This is a genomic window from Actinacidiphila yanglinensis (assembly GCF_900107965.1).
Taxonomy (GTDB): domain Bacteria; phylum Actinomycetota; class Actinomycetes; order Streptomycetales; family Streptomycetaceae; genus Actinacidiphila; species Actinacidiphila yanglinensis.
This window is the reverse complement of the sequence record NZ_FNVU01000006.1, coordinates 402,983-423,973: the sequence shown is the minus strand read 5'-3', so window position 1 is coordinate 423,973 and position 20,991 is coordinate 402,983. Positions and strand designations below refer to the sequence as shown.

At 70.5% G+C, this 20,991-nt stretch carries 16 protein-coding genes and 2 pseudogenes; 9 read left to right on the top strand and 9 right to left on the bottom strand.

Translation table 11 applies throughout. The features are described 5' to 3' along the window. Positions 1 to 4: 4 nt before the first annotated feature. The 7 genes and pseudogenes from C4U44_RS16835 to C4U44_RS16805 form a co-directional block, all read left to right on the top strand. Entirely contained in the window at positions 5 to 1,312 is a 1,308-nt protein-coding gene (locus C4U44_RS16835; protein ID WP_103886608.1) for a COG4705 family protein, read from the top strand. Positions 1,313 to 1,595: 283 nt separating this feature from the next. Continuing rightward, positions 1,596 to 3,626 (top strand): iron uptake transporter permease EfeU, encoded by a 2,031-nt coding sequence (efeU, locus tag C4U44_RS16830; protein WP_103886607.1) that lies wholly within the window; start codon positions 1,596 to 1,598, stop codon positions 3,624 to 3,626. Positions 3,627 to 3,745: 119 nt separating this feature from the next. Next, on the top strand, positions 3,746 to 5,065 hold the full coding sequence (gene efeB / locus C4U44_RS16825) for an iron uptake transporter deferrochelatase/peroxidase subunit (protein ID WP_103886606.1): 1,320 nt from the start codon (positions 3,746 to 3,748) through the stop codon (positions 5,063 to 5,065). 210 nt (positions 5,066 to 5,275) lie between these two features. Beyond that, a pseudogene (locus C4U44_RS16820) lies at positions 5,276 to 5,443 on the top strand (transposase); the annotation flags it as partial. 187 nt (positions 5,444 to 5,630) lie between these two features. Beyond that, entirely contained in the window at positions 5,631 to 5,816 is a 186-nt protein-coding gene (locus C4U44_RS16815) for a hypothetical protein (RefSeq protein ID WP_107503990.1), read from the top strand. Positions 5,817 to 5,883: 67 nt separating this feature from the next. Next, on the top strand, positions 5,884 to 6,327 hold the full coding sequence (locus C4U44_RS16810; RefSeq protein ID WP_103886605.1) for a tetratricopeptide repeat protein: 444 nt from the start codon (positions 5,884 to 5,886) through the stop codon (positions 6,325 to 6,327). Positions 6,328 to 6,364: 37 nt separating this feature from the next. Next, positions 6,365 to 6,532: pseudogene (locus tag C4U44_RS16805) on the top strand (haloacid dehalogenase); the annotation flags it as partial. 154 nt (positions 6,533 to 6,686) lie between these two features. Here C4U44_RS16805 and C4U44_RS16800 read toward each other — a convergent pair. From C4U44_RS16800 to C4U44_RS16780, 5 genes are all read right to left on the bottom strand, one after another. Next, positions 6,687 to 7,589: an ABC transporter substrate-binding protein gene (locus C4U44_RS16800; RefSeq protein WP_103886604.1), complete on the bottom strand. Its 903-nt coding sequence runs from the start codon at positions 7,587 to 7,589 to the stop codon at positions 6,687 to 6,689. A gap of 88 nt (positions 7,590 to 7,677) precedes the next feature. After that, the gene (locus C4U44_RS16795; RefSeq protein ID WP_160145050.1) at positions 7,678 to 8,841 is read right to left on the bottom strand and encodes an ABC transporter substrate-binding protein; all 1,164 of its coding nucleotides are present in this window, start codon (positions 8,839 to 8,841) and stop codon (positions 7,678 to 7,680) included. Then, entirely contained in the window at positions 8,834 to 9,814 is a 981-nt protein-coding gene (locus C4U44_RS16790) for an ABC transporter ATP-binding protein (protein ID WP_103886602.1), read from the bottom strand. The genes C4U44_RS16795 and C4U44_RS16790 overlap by 8 nt, the downstream gene beginning before the upstream one ends. Next, a complete protein-coding gene (locus tag C4U44_RS16785) occupies positions 9,811 to 10,620 on the bottom strand; it encodes an ABC transporter permease (RefSeq protein ID WP_103886601.1) in 810 nt (269 codons plus the stop codon). The genes C4U44_RS16790 and C4U44_RS16785 overlap by 4 nt, the downstream gene beginning before the upstream one ends. A gap of 542 nt (positions 10,621 to 11,162) precedes the next feature. Beyond that, positions 11,163 to 12,479 carry a hypothetical protein gene (locus C4U44_RS16780; protein ID WP_103886600.1) on the bottom strand — a complete coding sequence of 439 codons (1,317 nt, stop codon included), beginning with the start codon at positions 12,477 to 12,479 and terminating at the stop codon, positions 11,163 to 11,165. Between the two features lie 611 nt (positions 12,480 to 13,090). Here C4U44_RS16780 and C4U44_RS16770 point away from each other — a divergent pair. Continuing rightward, the gene (locus C4U44_RS16770; RefSeq protein WP_160145049.1) at positions 13,091 to 14,227 is read left to right on the top strand and encodes a PP2C family protein-serine/threonine phosphatase; all 1,137 of its coding nucleotides are present in this window, start codon (positions 13,091 to 13,093) and stop codon (positions 14,225 to 14,227) included. Between the two features lie 21 nt (positions 14,228 to 14,248). Here the strand turns inward: C4U44_RS16770 and C4U44_RS16765 are convergent, their stop codons facing one another. Next, positions 14,249 to 14,848 (bottom strand): TetR/AcrR family transcriptional regulator, encoded by a 600-nt coding sequence (locus C4U44_RS16765; RefSeq protein WP_235032138.1) that lies wholly within the window; start codon positions 14,846 to 14,848, stop codon positions 14,249 to 14,251. A gap of 126 nt (positions 14,849 to 14,974) precedes the next feature. Here C4U44_RS16765 and C4U44_RS16760 point away from each other — a divergent pair, with 126 nt between their 5' ends. Beyond that, complete coding sequence (locus C4U44_RS16760) at positions 14,975 to 16,441, top strand: MFS transporter (protein ID WP_103886597.1); 1,467 nt, start codon at positions 14,975 to 14,977, stop codon at positions 16,439 to 16,441. Between the two features lie 115 nt (positions 16,442 to 16,556). Here C4U44_RS16760 and C4U44_RS16755 read toward each other — a convergent pair whose 3' ends face one another. The 3 genes from C4U44_RS16755 to C4U44_RS16745 all read right to left on the bottom strand — a co-directional run bounded on the left by C4U44_RS16755 (position 16,557) and on the right by C4U44_RS16745 (position 20,932). After that, a complete protein-coding gene (locus C4U44_RS16755) occupies positions 16,557 to 17,252 on the bottom strand; it encodes a response regulator (protein WP_103886596.1) in 696 nt (231 codons plus the stop codon). After that, complete coding sequence (locus C4U44_RS16750; RefSeq protein WP_103886595.1) at positions 17,249 to 18,583, bottom strand: sensor histidine kinase; 1,335 nt, start codon at positions 18,581 to 18,583, stop codon at positions 17,249 to 17,251. The genes C4U44_RS16755 and C4U44_RS16750 overlap by 4 nt, the downstream gene beginning before the upstream one ends. A gap of 213 nt (positions 18,584 to 18,796) precedes the next feature. Then, entirely contained in the window at positions 18,797 to 20,932 is a 2,136-nt protein-coding gene (locus C4U44_RS16745) for an MMPL family transporter (RefSeq protein WP_235032137.1), read from the bottom strand. Between the last annotated feature and the right edge of the window lie 59 nt (positions 20,933 to 20,991).

Below are 20,991 nucleotides of genomic sequence, written 5' to 3'. Positions count from 1 at the left end.
CGACATGACGACTCCCACCACTCCTGCCACTCCCGCGACCCGGGAGGGCGCCGCGGGAAGCAGCGCTCTGAACAAGGTGCCCGAGGTCACGCTCTGGTTCTGGATCATCAAGATCCTCTGTACGACGGTCGGCGAGAGTTTCGCCGACTACATCAACACCACACTGGGCTTCGGCCTGACCAACACCATGCTGCTGTTCACCGCGGTGTTCGCGGTCGTGCTGACCATCCAGTTCCGGACCAGGCGCTACAGCCCGTTCCCCTACTGGCTCACCGTGGTCGTGGTCAGTGTCACCGGCACCCTCTACACCGACATGCTCACCGATCAGCGACACGTTCCGCTGTGGCTCAGCACGACGGTGTTCTCGGGCCTGCTGGTCCTCGTCTTCGGGGTCTGGTGGCTGCGCGAGCGGACCCTGTCGATCCACAGCATCACCACCTTCCCGCGCGAGGCGTTCTACTGGCTGACCGTCCTGGTGACCTTCGCGCTGGGCACGGCCACCGGCGACTGGACACTCGAACTGACCAACTGGACGCCCGCCACGTCGGTACTCCTGCCGGTGGGCCTCATCGCGGCGGTCACCGGACTGTGGAAGTTCGGCGCCAACCCGGTGCTCTCCTTCTGGCTTGCCTACATCCTCACCCGCCCGCTCGGCGCCAACATCGGTGACTGGCTCGCCTCCCCGAAGACCGCGACCAGCCCCGGCGAACCCGTCGGGCTGGGCCTGGGTACCTTCGCCACGAGCCTGATCTTCCTCAGCGCCATTCTGGCCACCGTCATCTACCTGGCGATCAGCCGCAGCGACGTCGCCGAAACCTACGAACTGACCCACGGGTTGCCGGTCACCACCAACCCGCGCAAGGAGCGCATCGGGCTGGGAGGATTCGGAACGCTCGCCGTCGCCACCATCGCGCTGCTGGTCTGGGCCCATCACCAGCCGCACGTCACGTGCGACCCGACCGGTCGGAGCGAGACGCTGCCGGCCTGCCCGAAGGCTGCCATGACCGCCGGCCAGACCGCGGCGGCGGTGACGAAGTACGAGAAGCTGGTGCAGACGGCGATCGCGCAGGACAAGGCGGGAAGCGCCGCAGCCTCCCACGCCACCGTGCAGAAGATGCGCGACGACTGGGACGCGGACGCCACCTCGCTCCAGGCGGTGAACACCACCACCTGGACCCTGCTCGACAACCAGATGGACGAGGTCCTCAAGGCGTACGCCATCGACCACGGCAACATCAAGTCCGCTCCGGCAGCCGAGCAGGAAAAGCAACTCGGCGTGCTGCGGGGCGACTTCACCGGTCACCACTTCTGATCAGGCGACTCGCCCGGCGATCTCCCCGCGGGCCGGACAAGGAGCGTCGAAAGTGGAACCGCGACGGCCCGGCGACCTCGCAGAGTTGCTCCGGCAGGCCGAAACCCTGCCGGAGGCCAGCCGGCCTCGGCAGCGGCAGGGCGCGACACCGGCCACCGGCGCTCCGGGCGGCGCCGGAACCTTCCGCACAATCTTCGTCTACATGGCTGTAGACGAAGCTGCTAAGGTTTGCCTAAGCTAACGGATCGGCGTTGCGCTGAACCGGTCCGGGGAGGGCACCTTCATGTGGGACAACATGTTCCCCAACTTCCTGATAGGTCTGCGGGAAGGCCTTGAGGCAGGACTCGTTGTCTCGATCCTCGTGGCCACCCTGGTCCGCGGTGACAACAAGGACCGGCTGCCGCAGGTGTGGGCCGGTGTCGCCGCCGCGGTCGGCCTGTCGCTCAGCTTCGGCGCGGTGCTGACATTCAGCTCGCAGCAGATGGCCACCGCCGCCCAGGAGGCTTTCGGCGGCTGCCTCTCGGTGGTCGCGGTGGCCTTCGTCACCGTGATGATCTTCTGGATGCGCAGGAACGCGCGCAATCTGTCCGGTGAGATCAAGGAGAAGGTAGCCGCCGCGCTCACCATGGGCGCCGGTGCGCTGATCGTCACCAGCTTCCTCGCGGTCGGCCGCGAGGGCCTGGAGACCGCGCTCTTCCTGTGGACCAACGCGCAGACCGCGCACGGTTCCGGCGCGGGGCCGCTGCTCGGCGGGGCCGTCGGGATCGTGCTGGCGACCGGACTGTGCTGGGGGCTCTACCAGCGCGTCCTGAAGATCAATCTGACCAGGTTCTTCACCTGGACGGGCTTCGGGCTGATCGTCATCGCGGCCGGCGTGCTCGGTTACGGCGTGCGCGACCTCCAGGAGGGCAGGCTCCTGCCGGGCGGTGGCGCGTACCTGGTGGACGTCTCGGCGCACGTCGACGCGACCTCGTGGTACGCGCAACTCGTGCAGGGAGTACTGAACCTCACGACACAGATGACGTGGCTTCAGGTCGTGGCGTATGTGGCGTATCTGGCCGTGGTCACGAGTCTGTTCGTGCGGGGGCTGCGGCTCGGCCCGGCGACGAAGCCGGCGGCCACCGCCGCAGCGCCCGCGACCGCGGTCGCCACCCGGCGCGTGCCGCGCTGGACCGTACCGGTGGCCGTCGTCGCCATCCCGGCCGTCGCCGCCGGCGTCGTCATCGCCGCGTCCGGCGGGAAGAAGGCCGCGGCCTCGACCGTGAGCGTGTCGGGGGCGGACTGCGGCAAGGGTTTCACGGCCCCGCGGCCCGGCCGCCAGACGTTCCGCATGCACAACACCGGCACCAAGGCATCCGAGGTCTATCTCATCGACCCGGCCAGCAACGCGGTGTACGGCGAGATCGAGGGCCTGGCCCCCGGCACCACCCGCGACCTGGTCGCCACCGTCGGCAGCGGCGCGTACGCATGGCGCTGCGTGCCAACCGGCGGCAAGGCCGTGACCTCCGCGACGGTACGGGTCAGCGGCGGCGGTTCCGCCAAGCCCGTACTGCCGCTCACCGCCTCGGAGCTGGAGCCGGCGCTCGCGGAGTACAGGAGCTACGTGGACGCCGGGCTCGACAAGCTCCGGACGCAGACCGCCCGGCTCACCGCGGACCTCACGGCCGGCGACCTCCGCGCGGCTCGCACCGACTGGCTGACCGCGCACCTCACGTACTCCTCGCTCGGTGCGGCCTACGGCACCTTCGCCGACTTCGACGCGAAGATCAACGGCCGCAAGGACGGCCTGCCCGGCGGCGTCACCGACCCCGGCTTCACCGGCTTCCACCGCATCGAATACGGCCTGTGGCACGGGCAGTCCGCCGCGACCCTGCGCCCCCTCGCCGACCGGCTCATGAAGGACGTCACCGGGCTGCGCAAGGCGTTCCCCACGCAGCCCTTCGACCCGTCCGACCTGCCGCTGCGCAGCCACGAAATCCTGGAGAACACCCTCCAGTTCGAGCTGACCGGCGACACGGACCAGGGCAGCGGCAGCAACTTGGCCACCGCCGACGCCAACCTGGCAGGCACCCGCGAACTGCTGGATGTGCTGCGCCCGCTGATCACCCGCCGGGCGCCGCAGCAGCTGACCGTCATCGACGCCGACATCGCCCGGCTGCAGGGCCTGCTGGACGCCGCGCACCGCGGCGCCACCTGGACGCCGGTCGAGAGGCTGGACGTACCGGCACGGCAGAAGATCAACGGAGGGACCGGGCAACTGCTGGAGGACCTGGCGCCGGTGCCCGACCTCCTCGAGATCCGGAAGTCCGCGTGATGAGCACGCCCCGTCCGCCCGCTACAACGTCCGTCGGCGCCGAACAGGCGACCGACGAGCAAACCCGCGCTCCTCACGCGCCCACCCGGCAGCACGCCGCCCCCGAAGGGAACCCTCCGATGTCCGCCGACTCCCCTCCCCCCGAGGGCCATGAGGCCCCCTCGGCACCGCAAAGCACCTGCCCGATCGGCGCCGGGCGCAGGTCCGTCGTGAAGACCGTGTTCGGCGCGGGAGTCGGCGCTGCGGCGCTGGCGGGCGGCGGCTTCGCGTTGACGTCGGCGGCCGGCGGCGGCACCGCGCACGCCTCAGACACCGTGGAGCCGGGCCGCGCCCCCGCCGTACCCTTCCACGGCGCGCACCAGGCGGGCATCACCACCCCCGCACCGGCCGCGGCCACCTTCGTCGCGTTCGACGTGATCGCCGACAACCGGGCGGAACTCGCCGGCCTGCTGCGTACGATCACCGATCGGGCCCGTTTCCTGACCGCCGGCGGCACCCCGGCCGACCTCGGCGTCGGGGCCCCGCCCTCCGACAACGGCATCCTGGGCCCGACGGTCCCCGCCGACGCCCTCACCGTGACCGTAGGCGTCGGCGCGTCCCTCTTCGACGACCGCTACGGCCTGGCCGCCGCCAAGCCGCGCCGCCTGAGTCCCATGCGGATCTTCCCCAACGACAACCTCCAGGCAGCCGATTGCCACGGCGACCTCTCGCTGCAGATCTGCGGCGGCAGCACGGACACCGTGCTGCACGCCCTGCGCGACATCGCCCGTCACTCCCGCGGGGCGATGCAGATCAAGTGGCGCATCGACGGCTTCCAGAACGCCCCGCGCCCCACCGGAGCGCAGCGCAACCTGCTCGGTTTCAAGGACGGCATCGTCAACCCCGACGTGTCGTCCACTCGCGAGATGGACCGGCTGGTGTGGGTCACCGACGGCCTCGGCGAACCCTCTTGGGCCACCGGCGGCAGCTACCAGGTCATCCGGATGATCCGGATGCTCGTGGAGTTCTGGGACCGGGTCTCCCTCACCGAGCAGGAGAAGATGTTCGGCCGGCGCAAGGACACCGGCGCCCCCCTGGACGGCGCCGAGGAGACCGATTCCCCCGATTACCCCAAGGACCCCGCCGGCAATGCCATCCCGCTGAACGCCCACATCCGCATGGCCAACCCCCGCACCGCGAAGACGGACGACTCTCGCATCCTGCGCCGCGGCTTCAACTTCGACCGTGGCATCGACTCCGTCGGAAACCTCGACATGGGCCTGGTCTTCTGCTGCTATCAGCAGGACGTCGTGCGGCAGTTCGAGGCGGTGCAGACCCGCCTCGTTGACGAACCACTCGTCGACTACATCTCCCCAGTCGGCGGGGGCTACTTCTTCGTCCTCCCCGGCGTGCGCGACACGCGCGACTGGCTGGGACGAGGGCTGCTCGACGCGGGCTGACGCCGGCTGGCAGTCACGAACCCCTGGTAGCGGGGGCCGCAACGCCCGGGCATTGTCCCGGCCGGGCAGCGTGTCACAGACTCACCAAAAGTCCTGACGAACCGTGAAGACGCCCGCTGACCGACGATCTTCACCAGAGCCGTACGCCCACAACCAGGGCCTGTCCGGCGGCTCTTGTGAGCGTCTCATGATCGGTTCGTTGTGGTGGTCATGGGGCGGGGTGATCTGACGAGCGCGGAGTGGGCCAGGCTGGAGCCGCATCTGCCGGTGGCGGGTCTGCGTGGTGGCCGCTGGAGCGACCACCGGCGGGTGATCGACGGGATCTTGCTCCGGGTGCGGACCGGTGTCCCGTGGCGGGATCTGCCGGAGCGTCCCGGTCCACCGCGCCCTGGGGCAGATCCGGGTTGGCGTACACCGCCTTGCGCCACGCCGGCGGCACCAACTTGTGGCCCTCGGCGGGGTTCTCCTCCACGAGGCGGCGGCACGGCACGGGCTGACTCGTGTCGAACGGGAGCCCGGCCGGCATCCGGCTGAACGGCATCACCCCGGTGGTACCGCCACCGAGATGGTTGACGAATGGGAGGCTGTGACTCCTGGCACGGTCGAGCGGATGAGCGCAAGGATCCCGATGGGCGGGATGGGCGAGCCCCGGGAGATCGCCGAGGCGGCCGCCTGGCTGCTCAGCGACCGTGGGAGGTGTGTGCGTCGAACGGGAGCGCCGGACCGGGGCGGAATAGCGGCCGGTGCGTGACGGTTGTGCCGCCAGTGCGGGGTCAAGGCTCCCCGCATGTCCCCCTGGCCCCTGAGGAAGGACCGCCATGAGCGAGAGGTTCAACCGGTACCGTCCCAACGGCGAGGCCACCGCAGATCGCTGGGCGGGCGCTCTGCACATCTTCGATGACGCGGCCATCCGCGACGGTGGGCCCGTGATACGCGAGGAAACCGCGGCGGACCGCTGGGAGCGGGCCGAGCTGCTCTTCGAGGAGAAGAGCTATGCGGACGCGGCGAAGCTCCTTGTCGGCATCGTCGCCGAGTTCCCCGACCAGGTGGCGCCCCGGCTCCTGCTTTCCCGGGCGTACTACCACTCGGCCCAGTTGCGGCGCGCCGAGGAAGAGCTGCGCGCGGTGCTCGACCGCGATCCGGTCGAGCACTACGCCCACCTGATGCTGGGCCGTACTTTGGAGCGACAGGGCCGGGACGCGGAGGCGGTCCCCTGGCTGCGCATGGCAGGCGCCCTGTCCGGCGAACCCGCCTCGAGGTGAGCCCGATCCGGGTCGGCACGTCGCAGCGGCCGGGTGACTGGTGGACGAGACTCGCGAGTACGGCACGTGGGCCGACTGGCTCGGTGTGCCCCGGCATACCTTCGCCGCCGTGTTCGGTGCGGTCGTCGCGCAGGGCCGTGACTACCGTGACACGTTCCAGGTCTTCCGGCCCGGGTTCGACCTGTCCGAGGAACGCGAGCGGCGGTGCGGGGAGTGAGGTTGACGCGCTGGCTGTCGCTGACGGGCGCGCCGTTCGTGGTCCGTTCCGTCGTGCGGAGTGCGGCCCCTGCACGCCGGCCGATGGCGCCCCGCCCGCTTCCCGACCGGAGGGGGTGGGGGAGCGGACGGGGCGGCGGGGTTCAGATGGCCAGCTGGAGGCGGTTGTCGACGATCTGGGTGAAGTCGGCGTCCTCCGGGATCAGGTCCCAGGCCACCATCCAGTCGTAGGTGCGCTGGAACTCCTCGGCCGGGTAGGGGGCAGGCTCGGCGTAGCGGAGCCGGTCTCGGCGGAAGTCCGAGGGGTCGAGGTGGACGATCTCCTCGGGGACGTCGGCGATCAGGTAGTGGAGGTAGGGCTTCGGGTCTTCGTTGATCTTGTGGACGGCCTTGATGACGGCCCGCTGGATCGCCGTGAAGGTCTCCGGGTCCAGGTTCGGGTCGGCGATCTCGGCGCCGACGTAGTATGCCTCGGCGATCAGCTTGTAGCCGAGCTTCTCTGCCACGGTGATCCACGGCTCCATGACGGCGGCAGCTTCGACCTTGCCGTCGCGCAGCGCCTCGAAGCGCTCCTTCGGGCCGCCGACATGGACCACGTTGATCTCCTCCTTGCGGAGGAAGCCTTCCAGCGTCTGGATGCCGATGTAGTGGGAGCCGTGGTGGAAGTTCACGGCCACGGTGCGGTTCGCGAGATCCTGCGGGTGGTTGGCCGGGTCGTCGGGCCGGACGTAGATCGCCTGGCTGCCGATCGCGGCCCGCTTGCTGACGACCTGGCCGCCGCGCCCGCTGTCGTAGGACCGGCGGATCTGGCCCCATTCGCAGGCCCGGTAGAGTGACGCCTCGCCGTCCTCGAAGGAGGACTTGGCGGTGAACGCGGAGATCAGGTGGTGGTCCTCGACCGGCTTGATCACCACGTCGCGCTGGCCTTTGCGGACCAGCTCGACATCGAGTCCCTCCTCCGCGAAGTAGCCCTCGTCGCGTGCGACGAAGTAGGGCAGGGAGAAGATCGGGCTCGATGTCTCGCTGACGAGCTTCTTCAGCGTCATGGCTGCGTGCCTTTCTCGGATGTTCTCAGGGATGTGTCTCGGGGTGGGCTGACCGGACCGGGCTGGGGCCGGCCGGTGGATGTGGGGCTCAGCGCAGCACCTGCGCGAGCGTGGTGCCCTTGGGCAGGGGGCCGTAGGTCTGCTGGAGTTTCTGGTAGAACCCCTGCTTGTCTAGGGAGTCCACGTAGGAGTTGTCGATCAGGGGGGTCAGGTTCTTCAGCGACTGCCGTTGGGAGGCGGGCTGGTACTTGACGTACGGCGTGAAGTAGTCGGCGGAGCAGCGGCCGACGGGTGCCTGGACGGGCGGTAGGTAGGCGTCGAAGCTCTTGCTGAGAGTGGCCTTGTCCGCGGGCTTGGACGGGTCGAGGCCCAGGAACTTGCCCAGCGACGTCACCGCGTCGTCCTTGTGTGTCTGGTACGACCAGGCGCCGTCGGCCAGGCTCTTGAGGATCGCGGTCACGGAGTCGGGGTGCTGCTTCGCCCACTTGCTGTTCACCAGGTAGGGCGTGGGTGGGCCGGTGGCGTAGCCCAGGTCGGCCAGGTCTGCCTTGTCCGCACGGAAGTTGAAGGGGGTGGACAGCAGGCCGCTGTCGATCTTCCCGCTGGTCAGGGCGGTGAGCACATTCGGTATGGAGCCCAGTGGTACGAACTTGACGGCGTCGGCCTTCAGCCCCTTCGAGACCAGGTACGCCTCCATCGCGACCTGTGGGGCGCCACCCAGCGACGGCACCCCGACGTTCTTTCCGGCCAGTGCCGCCACGGAGGCCGTGCCCTTTTTCGCGTAGAGGTAGTAGCCGGTGGTCGTCGCGGTGCAGCCGATGACCTTGACGCCGACGTGCTTGGCGTACAGGTCGAGGACGTCGCCGCCCGCCAGTTGGTCGAAGTCGACCGACCCGGCCACGAAGGACGCCTTGAGCTGGCCCTCGGCGGACAGCGGAGTCGTCACCGACAGGCCGTTCTTGCGGAAGAAGCCCTGGCTGACGGTGTACTGGAACGCGCCCTGAGCAGCGGACACCGAACCGGCGGGCACGGTCAGCTTGGTGGCCGAGCCGCCGCCGGACGATGCGGAGCCGGACGGCGAACCCGAGCCGCAGGCCGCCAGCAGGACGGCCAGGAGGGCCGTGACGGCGCCCAGTTGCGCCCGCAGGAGGGTGTGGCGGCGGGCGCCGCGCGGGACGGGGGGAAAGCGCCGGCCGCGCGGGCGGTACGGCCCGCGACCGCGGCCGGGAGGCGGGGAGTGCGGGTCACGCATGGGGTTCGTCTCTTCTCGGTGTCGGGGAACCGGCGAAGTCCACCAGTTCCCGGGCGGAGGTGAGTTCGGAGGCATGTGCCTTCTCGTCGCTGCTGCGCAGCCGGTGGTAGACGCGGGCGCTGATCGCGGCCAGTTCCTCGCCGTGCTGGTAGTCCTCGTCCCGCGGGTGGGACCGGGCCACGGTGAAGGTCTCCACGATCCGGCCCGGCCGCTCGCTCATCACGGCGACCCGGTCCGCCAGGAAGACCGCCTCCCTGATGTCGTGGGTGACGATCACCGCCGCGGTCCCCAGGGCGTGCAGGCTGCGGGCCAGCACCCGCTGCAGCCGTTCGCGGGTGAGGGTGTCCACCGCGCTGAACGGCTCGTCCAGCAGCAGCACCGCGGGCTCGACGGCCAGTGCCCTGGCCAGGTTGACCCGTTGCTGCATACCGCCGGACAGCGCCGCCGGCCGGAAGTCGTGGAAGCCGGCCAGGCCGACCAACTCCAGCAGACGATCGGCGTGTTCCCGGCGCTCGGCCGCATCCAGCCGAGGGCGGTGAGCGCGTAGCCGCAGCCCGAACTCGATGTTCTTGCGCACGCTCCACCACGGGAACAGCGAGGGCTGCTGGAATACGTAGCCGGTGCCGGTGCCGGTGCCGCGGCCGGACCGGTCGCCGGGGGCGCGCCCCTGGACGCTGATCGTGCCCGCATCGACGCGCACCAGTCCTTGCAGCGCGCGCAGCATGGTCGTTTTTCCGCAGCCGCTCGGGCCGATGACGGCGACCACCTCGCCGCGGCCGACGGTCAGGTCGACCCCGCCGAGCACCGTCAGCGGTCCGGCGCTGGTCGGGTAGTGGGCGCGGGCCGCGCGTACGTCGATGACGGGCCCGTCGGATTCGGCCGACAGGTTCGGTGACGGGTCAGCGGCCGGGCTCTTCGTGCCTTCGGCCTCCGCCGGCGGGGACGGCTGGTAGGACTTGCCGAGGAAGCTCATCGGGCCTCTCCCCGGGCCGTGCGCGCGCCATGCACCCGGCGTTCGGCATACCCGACCACGGCGGTCAGCAGCAGTCCGATCAGGCTCAGCGTGACCACTCCCACGTAGACGTCGTCGGTCTTGAGGTTTTGCTGGCCGGAGATGATGAGGTACCCCAGGCCCTGGGTGGAGCCGAACAGGTCGGCGGCCACCAGGGCGATCAGGGACCGCCCGATGGCCAGCCGGATGCCGGTCAGGATGTGCGGCACGGTGCCGGGAAGCGTCAGGTAACGCAGCGTTTCGAGGGAGTTGGCGTGGAAGGCCCTGGTCACGTCGCGGAGGCCGCCGTCGATGACCGCGGCGGCTCCGGCCTGCGTGCTGATCACGATCGGGAAGAAGGCCGAGGCGACGACGATGGTGATCTTCGCGGTGTCCCCGAGGCCGAGCCCCACGATGACCAGCGGGGCCACCGCGATGACGGGGATCGTGTAGAGCACTGTCACCCAGGGGCCGATCGCTCCCGCGACCCACTTGCTGGTCCCGAGAAGCAGGCCGACGAGCACGCCGGCGACGACGGCGATGGCCAGTCCGGCGAAAAGCTGCTCCAGACTGGTGCCGATGTCAGGACCGAGGGTGCCGGCACGGAACAACTCCCGGCCGTCGCGGGCGATCTCGACCGGCCCGACCACGGCGAGCTTGTTGGGGTGGAGGACGCTGATCGCGGCCTGCCAAAGCGCCAGACCGCACACGATCGACAGGGGCGGCAGCACCAGCCTGCGGACTCGTCTGCCGCTGGACACACTTCCGTTCTCGACAGAAGCGGGCACGGATCTCCTCCAGTGCTTGGTACGGGGGTGTCACGGGAGCCGAAAGGCGTCGGCCGTGAAGAAGAAGGGGCCGTTCAGCCGGGACCCTGCGCGCCGGGCAGACCACATGCCGGGGAGCACACAGGACAGGTACGCAGTACGGGTCCGGGGCCGGCGGCCGGCTGCAGGGCGCAGGGAGGCAGTCCGGTGCAAGGCACGGCGGACGGCGTAAGAGAAAGAGGCGCGGCCCTCGATCAGGGCCGGTCGTGCGCATTCAGCGACAGACGGCCCCGTTGGTGAAGCAGAAGTCGAGGTACCGCCGCCGCGACAGGAAGTCACCGGCGCAGGTCATGTCGAGAAGTATGCGCACGGCGTTCCGAGGGTGTCAATGCATCGCATTTCATTGACATGGAAGTGTGCGGCACGCCACTGCCTGACGGATACCCAGGTCAGCGCGGAGCGTGGGGAGATGAGGGAGCGGCGGGGGAGGGGCGAGCTGTCGGCGGAGGGGGACCAGCTGCGGCCGACGCGGGCCGACGGAAGCCGGACACCTCCGGCTGGGTTCAGCGCGGGTCGGTGGCAGGAAGCGGTCGGCGGGTGCCGGGCCGGAGGGAACGGAGGCCGCCACGGTCGGCGATGGCGCGCTGCGAACTGACCGGCCGCCCGCCCGTGCGCTCCAGCCAGGCGCAGATCAGGTCGGTCCAGGCGTGGACGCGCGCGACCCCCGAGAGGTCCAGCGCCATCAGGCGCAGCAGCCGGTCCGTCCGTGCCTGGTTGCCGAAGGTGGCACGGCGTGTGCCCAGCCGGACGTCGAATTCGGCCAGCGCGGCGGGCACCGCGCGGCGGGACAGCCGCACTCCCTCCGACCGGACGGCGAACTGTCGTGCCGTCAGCGGCCCAGCCACCGACAGCCACCGGTCGAGTTCCGGCAGGCGGTACCGTCGTGCCTCCGCGGTGAAGCGGTCGAAGTCCTGCGGGGTGCGCCAGGCACGTTGCAGCAGCAGCCACAGCCGCAAGTCGCGCCGGTCCAGCCCCCGGTCGTGGCAGATGCGCCGGGCCTTGTCACGCAGCACGGCCTCGTCGGTCCACACCTGCGGCGCTTCACGGCCCCACACTTCGTCGACCGCGCGGGCCAGAGCCTCGGAGCCGTCGCCGACGATCCGCGCCGGCCGCCCGCGTCGCTCATCGGCCAACCCCTGCAAGAACGCCGTCCAGCACGCTGTCCCGGTGCCGGAGGAGGACCCGATCGCGAAGATCGCCGCACTGCCGTCGGGCCGGTAGGCCATCGCCACGAACACCGCGAAAGCCAACTTGTGGGCGCTTCCCCGGGCGCCCGCGCCTCCCGAACCTCCTGCGGTCAGCGGCAGCGCGCCCACCAGTACCGTCTCCGGCCACGCGTCCGCGTACGGGGCCTGCGCCTGCCACAGCGCCTCCGCGTAGACCTCGACCCAGTCCGACACCAGCGTTCCGTGCCGGCGTGATGCGGTGTCCTGCCCGTCCGTCCCCCAGCGGCGCGCGGCGCGCTCACGCACTTGCTGGCCGGCCCTGGCGTAGCTGGTCCCACGGCTGACCGCCGCCAGGCCGGAGGCGATCTCGTACGCGGTGAACTGGTAGTGCCGAGCGGACCTCAACTCCTCCGCGGCGCCGTCTTCGGGCCCTTCCGCCTCGGCGGACCGCTGCGCGGGCGTGCCCGATGGGGTCAGCGGAGCGGTGAAACGGTGTGTGGGCGCCGAGGAGCCCGGTTTGGCCATCTGGCACACGTACAACTGCCGTTGGCGGCCGGGCTTTCCGTAACGCCCGCCCAGGACGACCCTGCTGTTCTCGTGACCGGGAACCGGGCACCGCGGCATCACCGCCGCGGTCGCGTCGAGCGTCACCACGTCACCGATTACAGGTGGTCGGACCGCGGGCTGTCAAGCGCCGCCCCCGCGGCGCGGGCGTACCCACAAGGCATGATCACGAACGAGCAAGATCCACTTTCGCAACCGACCCTAGCCTCGGGCTTTCACCGCCAGGACAGCCGGGAGCGTGGTCACCGTCGCGAGAAGTACTCCTGGCCTGCAGGATTCGGGCTGGTAGGGGTCCTGGTGGAGTACGAGCACGCGATTTGGCGAGGTGCAGGGCTACGGCGGCAAGCCCCTCGCGGCCCCGCCGATGCTGGCAACTCCCTTGAAACCGCGGGGGCGTGAGCGCTGAGCCGGGGTTCTCTCCGGGATCGTGCTCCGCTCCACAGCGTCGCCGGAGCAGCGTCGGCTCCAAGCGTGCGGGCGGTGGCCACTTCGGCTCGCAAAGCGCGCAGGTCGCTCACGGGATCCGCATCCATGGATTGGCGTGGCGGAGTGCGCCAGGACCGATTCCATGACGCTCCGGCTGCCAACACAGGAGTGGCGACGATGCGACACGCCACCGCTGGACACAGCGAACGGGGCTTCGGGGAACGACCATGGACGGGGTGGGCGGCTCGCCACCGGCACACCCGCGGTCAAGCTCTGTGAGCACCACCTCACGTCATTGGGAGACGCTGTCCATGGCCCTCTCGGCACGACTGTCGGCTCGCTCGCCGGTTCTGTGGACCGCGGTGTTGACGGTCCTGGTGATGGTCATCGGGCCGACCCTGAACCGCGCTCCGGAGTTCGCGGGATTCCTGGTCTTCCTGCCCGCTGCGGCGGCAGGTGTGTGCACGGTCAAGCAGACGGCCTGGATCTCCGCCTGGACCGCCTTCGTCACCGTGTGCGCGATCGTCATCGGGCCCTCACCCGGGTTGGGGGGGAGCGTTGCACTGATCATGGTGGCGATCGGCTTCGGGGCGTTCGCGGTCTATCTCTGCCACTGGCGGCTGAAGCACGTCGCTGCCGCGGTTCGGTTGCAGAAGGCTGCCGACGCGATGCAACGGCACCTGCTCCGTCCTCTTCCGGTCCACGCCGGTCAGGCGACTCTCGCAGGCGTGCACGCTGCCCTGGGCGACGACGTGCTCATCGGTGGCGACATCTACGACATGGTCGAGAGCGCGCACGGAGTCCGAGTGATGGTTGCCGACGTGCAGGGCAAGGGCCTCGGTGCCCTCGGCTCGGCGGTCGCGGCCGTGGCGGCCTTCCGTGACGCCGTTCACGCGCATGACTCACTTGTCGCGGTCTCCGACGCCATGGAAAAGGCCGTGGACCTGCAGAACAGTTACTTCGCCCAGACGGGTGAGCCGGAGCGCTTCGTCACCGCCGTGATCCTGGGCGTGCGCCAGGACGGCGAGATCACCATGGTCAACTGCGGGCACCCTGCCCCCTATCTTCTCGACGCCTCCGGAGTCCGCCAGGCGACCTCCGAGCCGGCAGACGTCCCGTTGGGGCTGGGCGGACTGGCCGGGCCGCGCACGGCGACCCGGTTCTCGATGGACGCCCACCAGACGCTCGTGCTGTTCAGTGACGGACTGAACGAGGCGCGCGATCGCGACGGCGAGTTCTTCCCGCTCAGGGAGCGCCTCTCCACGCTGCTGAACGTCCCCGGCGACGAGGTGGCGGCACGCCTGTGGAGGCAACTGCAGGAGTTCACCGGAGATCGCCAGCAGGACGACACCACCGTCCTCACTCTGCGCACGGAAGGCGCCGCTCCGTCGGACGGCACCAACCGGCCGTGAGCCACGTCAGCGCGAACGTCATCACCGTCGGTCGACGAGCCACGGGTCGGCGTCGAAGATCTCGTCGAGCAGTCGCAGGGCCGGGGCGTCGTCTGCACGGGCGTCGGGCGCGTCACCCTCGAGAGTGACCTCCAGCCAGAGCCGGAACGCCGCGACGGTGCGCACCACCAGCAGGCGCGTCTCCAGCGTGGGCCCGGCGGCACGTCCCTGCCGGCTGGACAACTGCTGTGCCACGCGCAGTTCGTGGGCGGGCAGGTGCCAGAAGGCCGGGTGGCGCAGGGTGGTCGATGTGGTGATGATCCGGCGGTAGAGCTCGAGTTGTGACCGGTGCGTCAGCGTGTAGGTGGCGAGTTCCGTCATGGCGGCGCGCAGCGCCTGGCTGTCCGTGGCCTCGGGCGGCGCACCTTCCAGGGTGGCGGTGAGGCGCTCGCCCATCTCCCGGGCCGGAACCCCGAGCAGGTCTTCCTTGGTCGGGAAGTAGTGGAAGAAGGTGCGTCGGCCGATGTCGGCCGCCGCGCAGATGTCCGCCACGGTGACCTGGTCGTAGCCGCGTTCGTCGAACAGCCGGAAACCGGCCTCCAGGGTGGCGGCACGGGCCTGGGCGCTCTTACGTTCCCGCAATCCGTCGATGGCTGTCTCCCGGCCGCACCGTGTGTTGTTCCGTACTGCTTGCAGCATACCGATCACTCGTGGCACTCTGCGCAACGAGGCACTGAGTGCAACGAACTGGCGTGCTGGGAGCGCGGGATGAGCGAAGGATCCGAAGCGGCGGTCCTCGGGCAGGTGGGCGATGGGGAGGACGCGAAGGGGCGGTGGAATCCGTCGGAGATCGCCGCCTTGAGCGTGGTGGCGATGGCGGGGTTGCTGGCGGCGTTGACCCAGTCGCTGCTGATCCCGGTACTGCCGAAGATCATGCTGGACCTGGGCAGTTCCAGCGGCGGCACGCAGTGGCTGCTGACCTCGACGCTGCTGGTCGCCTCGGTGGCGGTTCCGGTGGCGGGGCGGCTGGGGGACCTGTACGGCAAGAAGACGATGCTGCTGTTCTGCGCCGCCATGCTGGCGGTCGGTTCGCTGATCTCCGCCCTGAGCGACAACCTGGCGCTGATGATCGTCGGCCGCGCCGTGGTCGGGCTGTCGTCGGCGGTGATCCCCCTCGGAATCAGCCTGTTGAGCTCGACGCTGGCGCCCAGGCGCGTCGCCTCGGGGATAGCCCTCGTCAGCGCCATGCTCGGCATCGGCGGAGCGCTCGGTGTTCCGCTGGCGGCCTGGATCGGTGAACACGCCGACTACCACGTGCTGTTCTGGATCACCGTGGTCGGTGGTGCCCTGTCGTTCGTGGGGACGTGGTTCCTGCTCTCCGAGCCCCCGGAGCGCGCGACCGGACGACTCGACCTCCCGGGCACCGTCGTGCTGGCCGTCGCACTGGTCTGCCTGCTGCTGCCGTTGAGCCAGGCGTCGGAGTGGGGATGGGGGTCGGCGTCCACGATCGGGCTGCTGGTCGGTGCCGTCGTGCTGCTGGTCGGATTCGTCGGGTGGGAACGGAGGTCGCCCTCGCCGCTGGTCGACGTCGTGGTCAACGCCCGGCCCGCGTTGCTGCTCACCAACGTCGCCTCGGTGTGTGTCGGCTTCGCCCTCTTCGCCACGTTGATCGGCACGGCCTCCTACGTCGAGGCTCCCGCGCGGACCGGCTACGGATTCGGCTCCTCGGTGGTCGTCGGCGGACTGTGCCTGCTGCCCTCGGGTCTGGCGATGCTGCTGCTCTCCCCGGTGTCGGCGGCGCTCACCAACAGGGTCGGGCCGAAGATCACCCTGGCGATCGGCGCGGTCGTCGTCGCGGCCGGCTTCCTCGTACGCATCGGGTTCGACGACCACCTCTGGGAGATCATCGTCGGGACCAGCATCGCCGGCGCCGGCTCGGGCATCGCCTACGCCGCGATGCCTTCGCTCATCGGTCTGGCCGCGCCGGCGTCCTCCCTCGCCGCGGCCAACGGGCTGAACACCCTGTGCCGTACGGTCGGCAGTTCCCTGGCCAGCGCCGTCGGCGGCACCCTGTTCGCCTCCCAGGTGGTCGATGTCGCAGGCCAGGCGTTCCCTTCGCAGGGCGCCTACCGCGTGCTGTTCGCCCTGTGCGCCGGAGCCGCGGTCGTCGGCGCGGCGATAGCCCTGACGGTGCCCACCCGGTCGGACGAGGACGATGCCGTCGCTGCCGCATGAGCAGGTGTCGTCGTTTCGAACCGGGCGCCTCGCCATGCCCCCGGCACAGCGTCATCGAGGCTCGGGCGAGCGTGGAAAGGCCGCTCCTCCAGCCGGCGTGAGGAGCGCCGTCCTCTCACCGCGATGACGGTGAATCCGTCCGGGTGCCGGGATGGACCAGGCCGGTCTCATAAGCGATCACGACCAGTTGGGCCCGGTCGCGGGCGCCGAGTTTCGTCATGGCCCGGTTGGCGTGTGTCTTGGCCGTGGTCGCGGTGACGAAGAGACGCTCGGCGATCTCCTGGTTGGAGAGACCGGCCGCCACCAGCCGCAGGACTTCGAGTTCGCGTGGAGTCAGCGCGCTGAGCGCCGAGGGGTCGGCCGGGCTGCCGGGCTCGGGCCGGGCCAGGAACCGGGCGATCAGGCCGCGGGTCGCGGCGGGCGACAGCAGGGCCTCGCCCTGGGCCACCAGGCGGATGGCGTCGAGCAGTTGCGCGGGCTCGACGCCCTTGCCCAGGAATCCGCTGGCTCCCGCGCGCAGCGCCTCCACGACGGACTCCTCGACCTCGAACGTGGTCAGGACGAGCACCTTGACCCCGGCCAGATCCTCGTCCTCGCCGATCATGCGGGTGGCGGCGATGCCGTCCATCCCCGGCATGCGGATGTCCATCAGCACGACGTCGGCTCGATGGGTCCGGGCCAGATCGACCGCCTGCCGGCCGTCGGCTGCTTCGCCGACGACCTTCATGTCCTCCTGGGCGTCGATCAGCAGCCGGAACGTGCCGCGCAACAGGGCCTGATCGTCGGCGAGCAGGACGCGGATGATCGTCATCGGGGCCCTTTCGTGTCGTTGGCGTCCCAGACGGTGGAACCGGTGGGTGCGGCGGGAGGAGCGGGTTCCGCCGGTGTCGCGGAGGGGTGGGAGGCCGCGGAGGGCAGGGGCAGTTCGGCCCGGACCCGATACCCTCCGGCGTGATCCGGCCCGGCCGAGACGGTGCCGCCGAGAGCGGTGGCGCGCTCGCGCATGCCGATCAGGCCATGGCCGGTGTGTCTCCCTGCGCCGGGACCGGTTTCCGGGTGGGCGCCCGCAGGCTGCCCGGCGGAGAGCCTGCTTGCCGCGGTCCGCGGGTGGACGCCGTGGGGTGCGTCGTTGGCCACGGTGATGTGCAGCGACCCGGCGCCGTACTCCAGCAGCACGCGGACGTGTGCTCCGGAGGCGTGCCGGCGGGCGTTGGTCAGCGCCTCCTGGACGATCCGGTACGCGGCCAACTGGACTCCCGTCGCGACGGGTACCGCGGTGCCCCGTCGACGCACGTCGACCTGGAAGCCGCTCGCCCGGAACGTACCGAACAGCTCGTCCAGGTCCGCCAGGCCGGGGAGCGGGTGCAACTGCGCGGGGTCGTCGTCCGGCCGGCGCAGCAGCCCGACGGTGGCGCGCAGTTCGTCCAGCGCGGCCCGGCTGGTCTCCTTGATCTGCCCGAGCGCCTGGTACGCGGCGTCGGGATCGGTGCGCATGAGGTGGTGCGCAACTCCGGCCTGGGCATTGACCAGCGTGAGGTGGTGGGCGGTGACGTCGTGCAACTCGCGGGCGATCCGCAGACGTTCTTCGGCGACCGCGCGCTGGGACTCCTGCTCGCGGGTGCGCTCGGCGCGTTCGGCGCGCGCCTCGACCTCGGCCAGGTAGGCGCGCCGGTTGCGTACCGTGTCGCCGAGCGCGGTCGCCAGGATCGGCAGGTCGAACAGGCCCAGGACGACGCCGGACGTCCCGCTCTGCCCGTGGACCACCGCGTAGACGGCGGTGATCAGCGCGGCCGAGGCGATCCCGACCGGCCAGGCCAGCGAGCGCCGCCGGAGCGTGGCCAGGGTGTAGAGCGCGACCACAGCGGCGGCCGGGGCGGTCCCGGCATGTGGCGTGACGATGATGCGCAGCACGTCGAGCGCCAGCGTGGCCAGCAGGACCGCGAGCGGCCACCGGCTGCGCACGACGAGCGGAAGGCAGGAGGCCACGGCGAGGAGCGTCGGGGCGATGTCCGCGCTCGTCCACCCGTGGGGGCCGAAGGCGGGTGCGATCACGAAGAGGAGCGCCAGGAGGACGGCCGGCGCCGCGTCGCGCACGCGGCGGTCGGCGCGCAGCCGCGCCGAGATCGTTCGCGTCGCGTTCATCCCCTCAACGGTACGGCGTCCGTACCGGGGCAGGACGTATCCCGCTCCGGCACGGACTGCGGCGTGTGCGTTCACTTCTCTGCCTCACCTGGTGCGATGCGATGCGAGGGCGGCCGGTCGAGGGGATCGAGGTCAGGGCGGGTGAAGGGGGGTGCGGGGCCCGTTGGCCCGCGGCCCGCGACGCGGAGAGCGCGCCGCGGGCCGCGGCCACGCCTACGACCGGCCGGTGACCGGCTCGTAGGCGGGTTCCGGGATCTCGGCGGCGGGCGGCGCTTCGATGTCGCCCTCGACCGAGAGGGAGGGCAGCGCACGGTCCAGCCATCGCGGCATCCACCAGTTGGCCCGGCCGAACAGGTGCATGAGCGCAGGCACGACCACCATGCGGATCATGAGCGCGTCCAGCACGATGCCCACCGACAGCGCGACACCGAACTCGGCGATCACGCGCGCGCCGCCGAACACGAACGACCCGAACACGAAGAACATGATCGCGGCGGCGACCGCGATCACCCGCCCGGTCTCCCCGTGGCCGACCCGCACGGCGCGGTGGTTGTCGCCGGTGTGCACCCATTCCTCTCGCATCCTGGAGACCAGGAACACCAGGTAGTCCATGGACAGGCCGAACATCACGCCGATGATCATGGGGGGGACGAACGACTCGATCGGTCCGCCCGACCCGGCACCGAGCAGGGAGACGCCGAACCCGTTCTGGAACACCAGCACGGTGGCGCCGAAGGCGACGCCGATGCTCAGCACGTTGAGTACCGCGCCCAGCAGGGGGATGAGCAGGCTGCGGAACGCGACCACCAGGAGCAGCAGCCCCAGCACGGTGATGACCCCGATGAACAGGGGGAGCTTGCCGGTCACCGAGGAGGCGAAGTCGTCGTTGTTCGCGGTGGTGCCGCCGACGTACGCCTTCATCGTGCTGCCCTGCTGGGCCTGCGGGATGACGTCGGCCCGCAGGTGGTCGATCAGGTCGGAGGTCGCCTCCGCCTCGGGCGAGGTCGAGGGCACTGCGACGATCTCGCTGACACCCTGCGCGGCGTTGACCGGCCGCTCGGTGACGCTGACGACACCGGAGGTGTGCTCGAGGGCAGTGACGAGCCGGGTCTCGGCTGCCTGGTCGGATGCGCCGTGCGTCTGCACGGCGATCTGGAGCGGGCCGTTGAAGCCGGGACCGAACCCGTCGGAGAGCAGGTCGTATGCCTGCCGATTGGTCGAACCGGCCGGCAGGTTGCCGTCGTCGGCCGCGCCGAGGCGCAGCGACAGGGCGGGCACGGCCAGCGCGATCAGCACGGCCAGCCCCGCCACCGCCAGCAGCCGGGGTCGGGCCTGAACACGGGCAGCCCAGCGGGGCCAGAACCCGGTCCGCGTGGAGCCGGCGGAGGAAGGATCCGCCAGGCGGCGGCGCTGGGCGCGGCTGAGGACCTTGGGACCGATGAAGCCGAGCAGAGCCGGCAGCAGGGTGACGGCCGCGAGCACCGTGAGCACGACGGTGACGGCGGCACCCTCGGCCATCCCGGTCACCACCCCGAGATCGAGCGTCGTCATTCCGAGCAGCGCGGCCACCACGGTCAGGCCCGCGAAGACCACGGCACGCCCGGAGGTGTTCAGGGAGGCGCCGATCGAGTCGCCCACGCTCATCCCCGCCGTGAGGTTCCCGCGGTGCCGGTTGATGATGAACAGCGCGTAGTCGATCCCCACGCCCAGGCCGATCAGCGCACCGAGGGTCAGCGCGGTGGAGGGGATCGTGACGACGTGGCTGAGCAGCATCACCGTCAGTGCCGCGGTCCCGACCCCGGCGACCGCGGTGATGATCGGGAGTACCGCCACCCACACGGCACGGAAGACCAGCAGCAGGATGGCGAAGGCGAGGACGATGCCGATGACGTCGGACGGACCGCCCGCGGCCGGCTCGGTACCGAACGCCTGCCCTCCCACCGTGACGTGCACGCTCGGGGAGTCGTTCGCCAGGGCCAGGGACTGGACGGCCTTCTGCTGCGGCTTGGTCGCGGCGTGCGAGAACTGCACGTTCGCGTAGGCGATGGTGTGGTCGGAGCTGACCTGTGCGGCCCCGCCGCTGCTGTAGGGGCTGATGACCGAACCCACGCCCGGCTCGTGCGCGATCTTGTCGAGTACCTCGGACATCTCGGCCTTGGCCGATGCGGCCGTGACCTTTCCGTGCGGCGTCTGCCACACGACGTAACCGCTGTTCCCCGACCTACCGGCGGAGGCGTGCTGCAAGAGGGCGGACGCCGTCGCCGACTCGGTGTGCTGCGATGTCTGGCTGCTGGTGAAGTTCGTACCCCCGACCCCCAGCGCCCCGGCGAGTGCGATCAGCAGCACCACCCAACCCAGCAGAACAGCGAGACGGTGCTGATGGCACCATCGGGCAAGGGCCGACATCG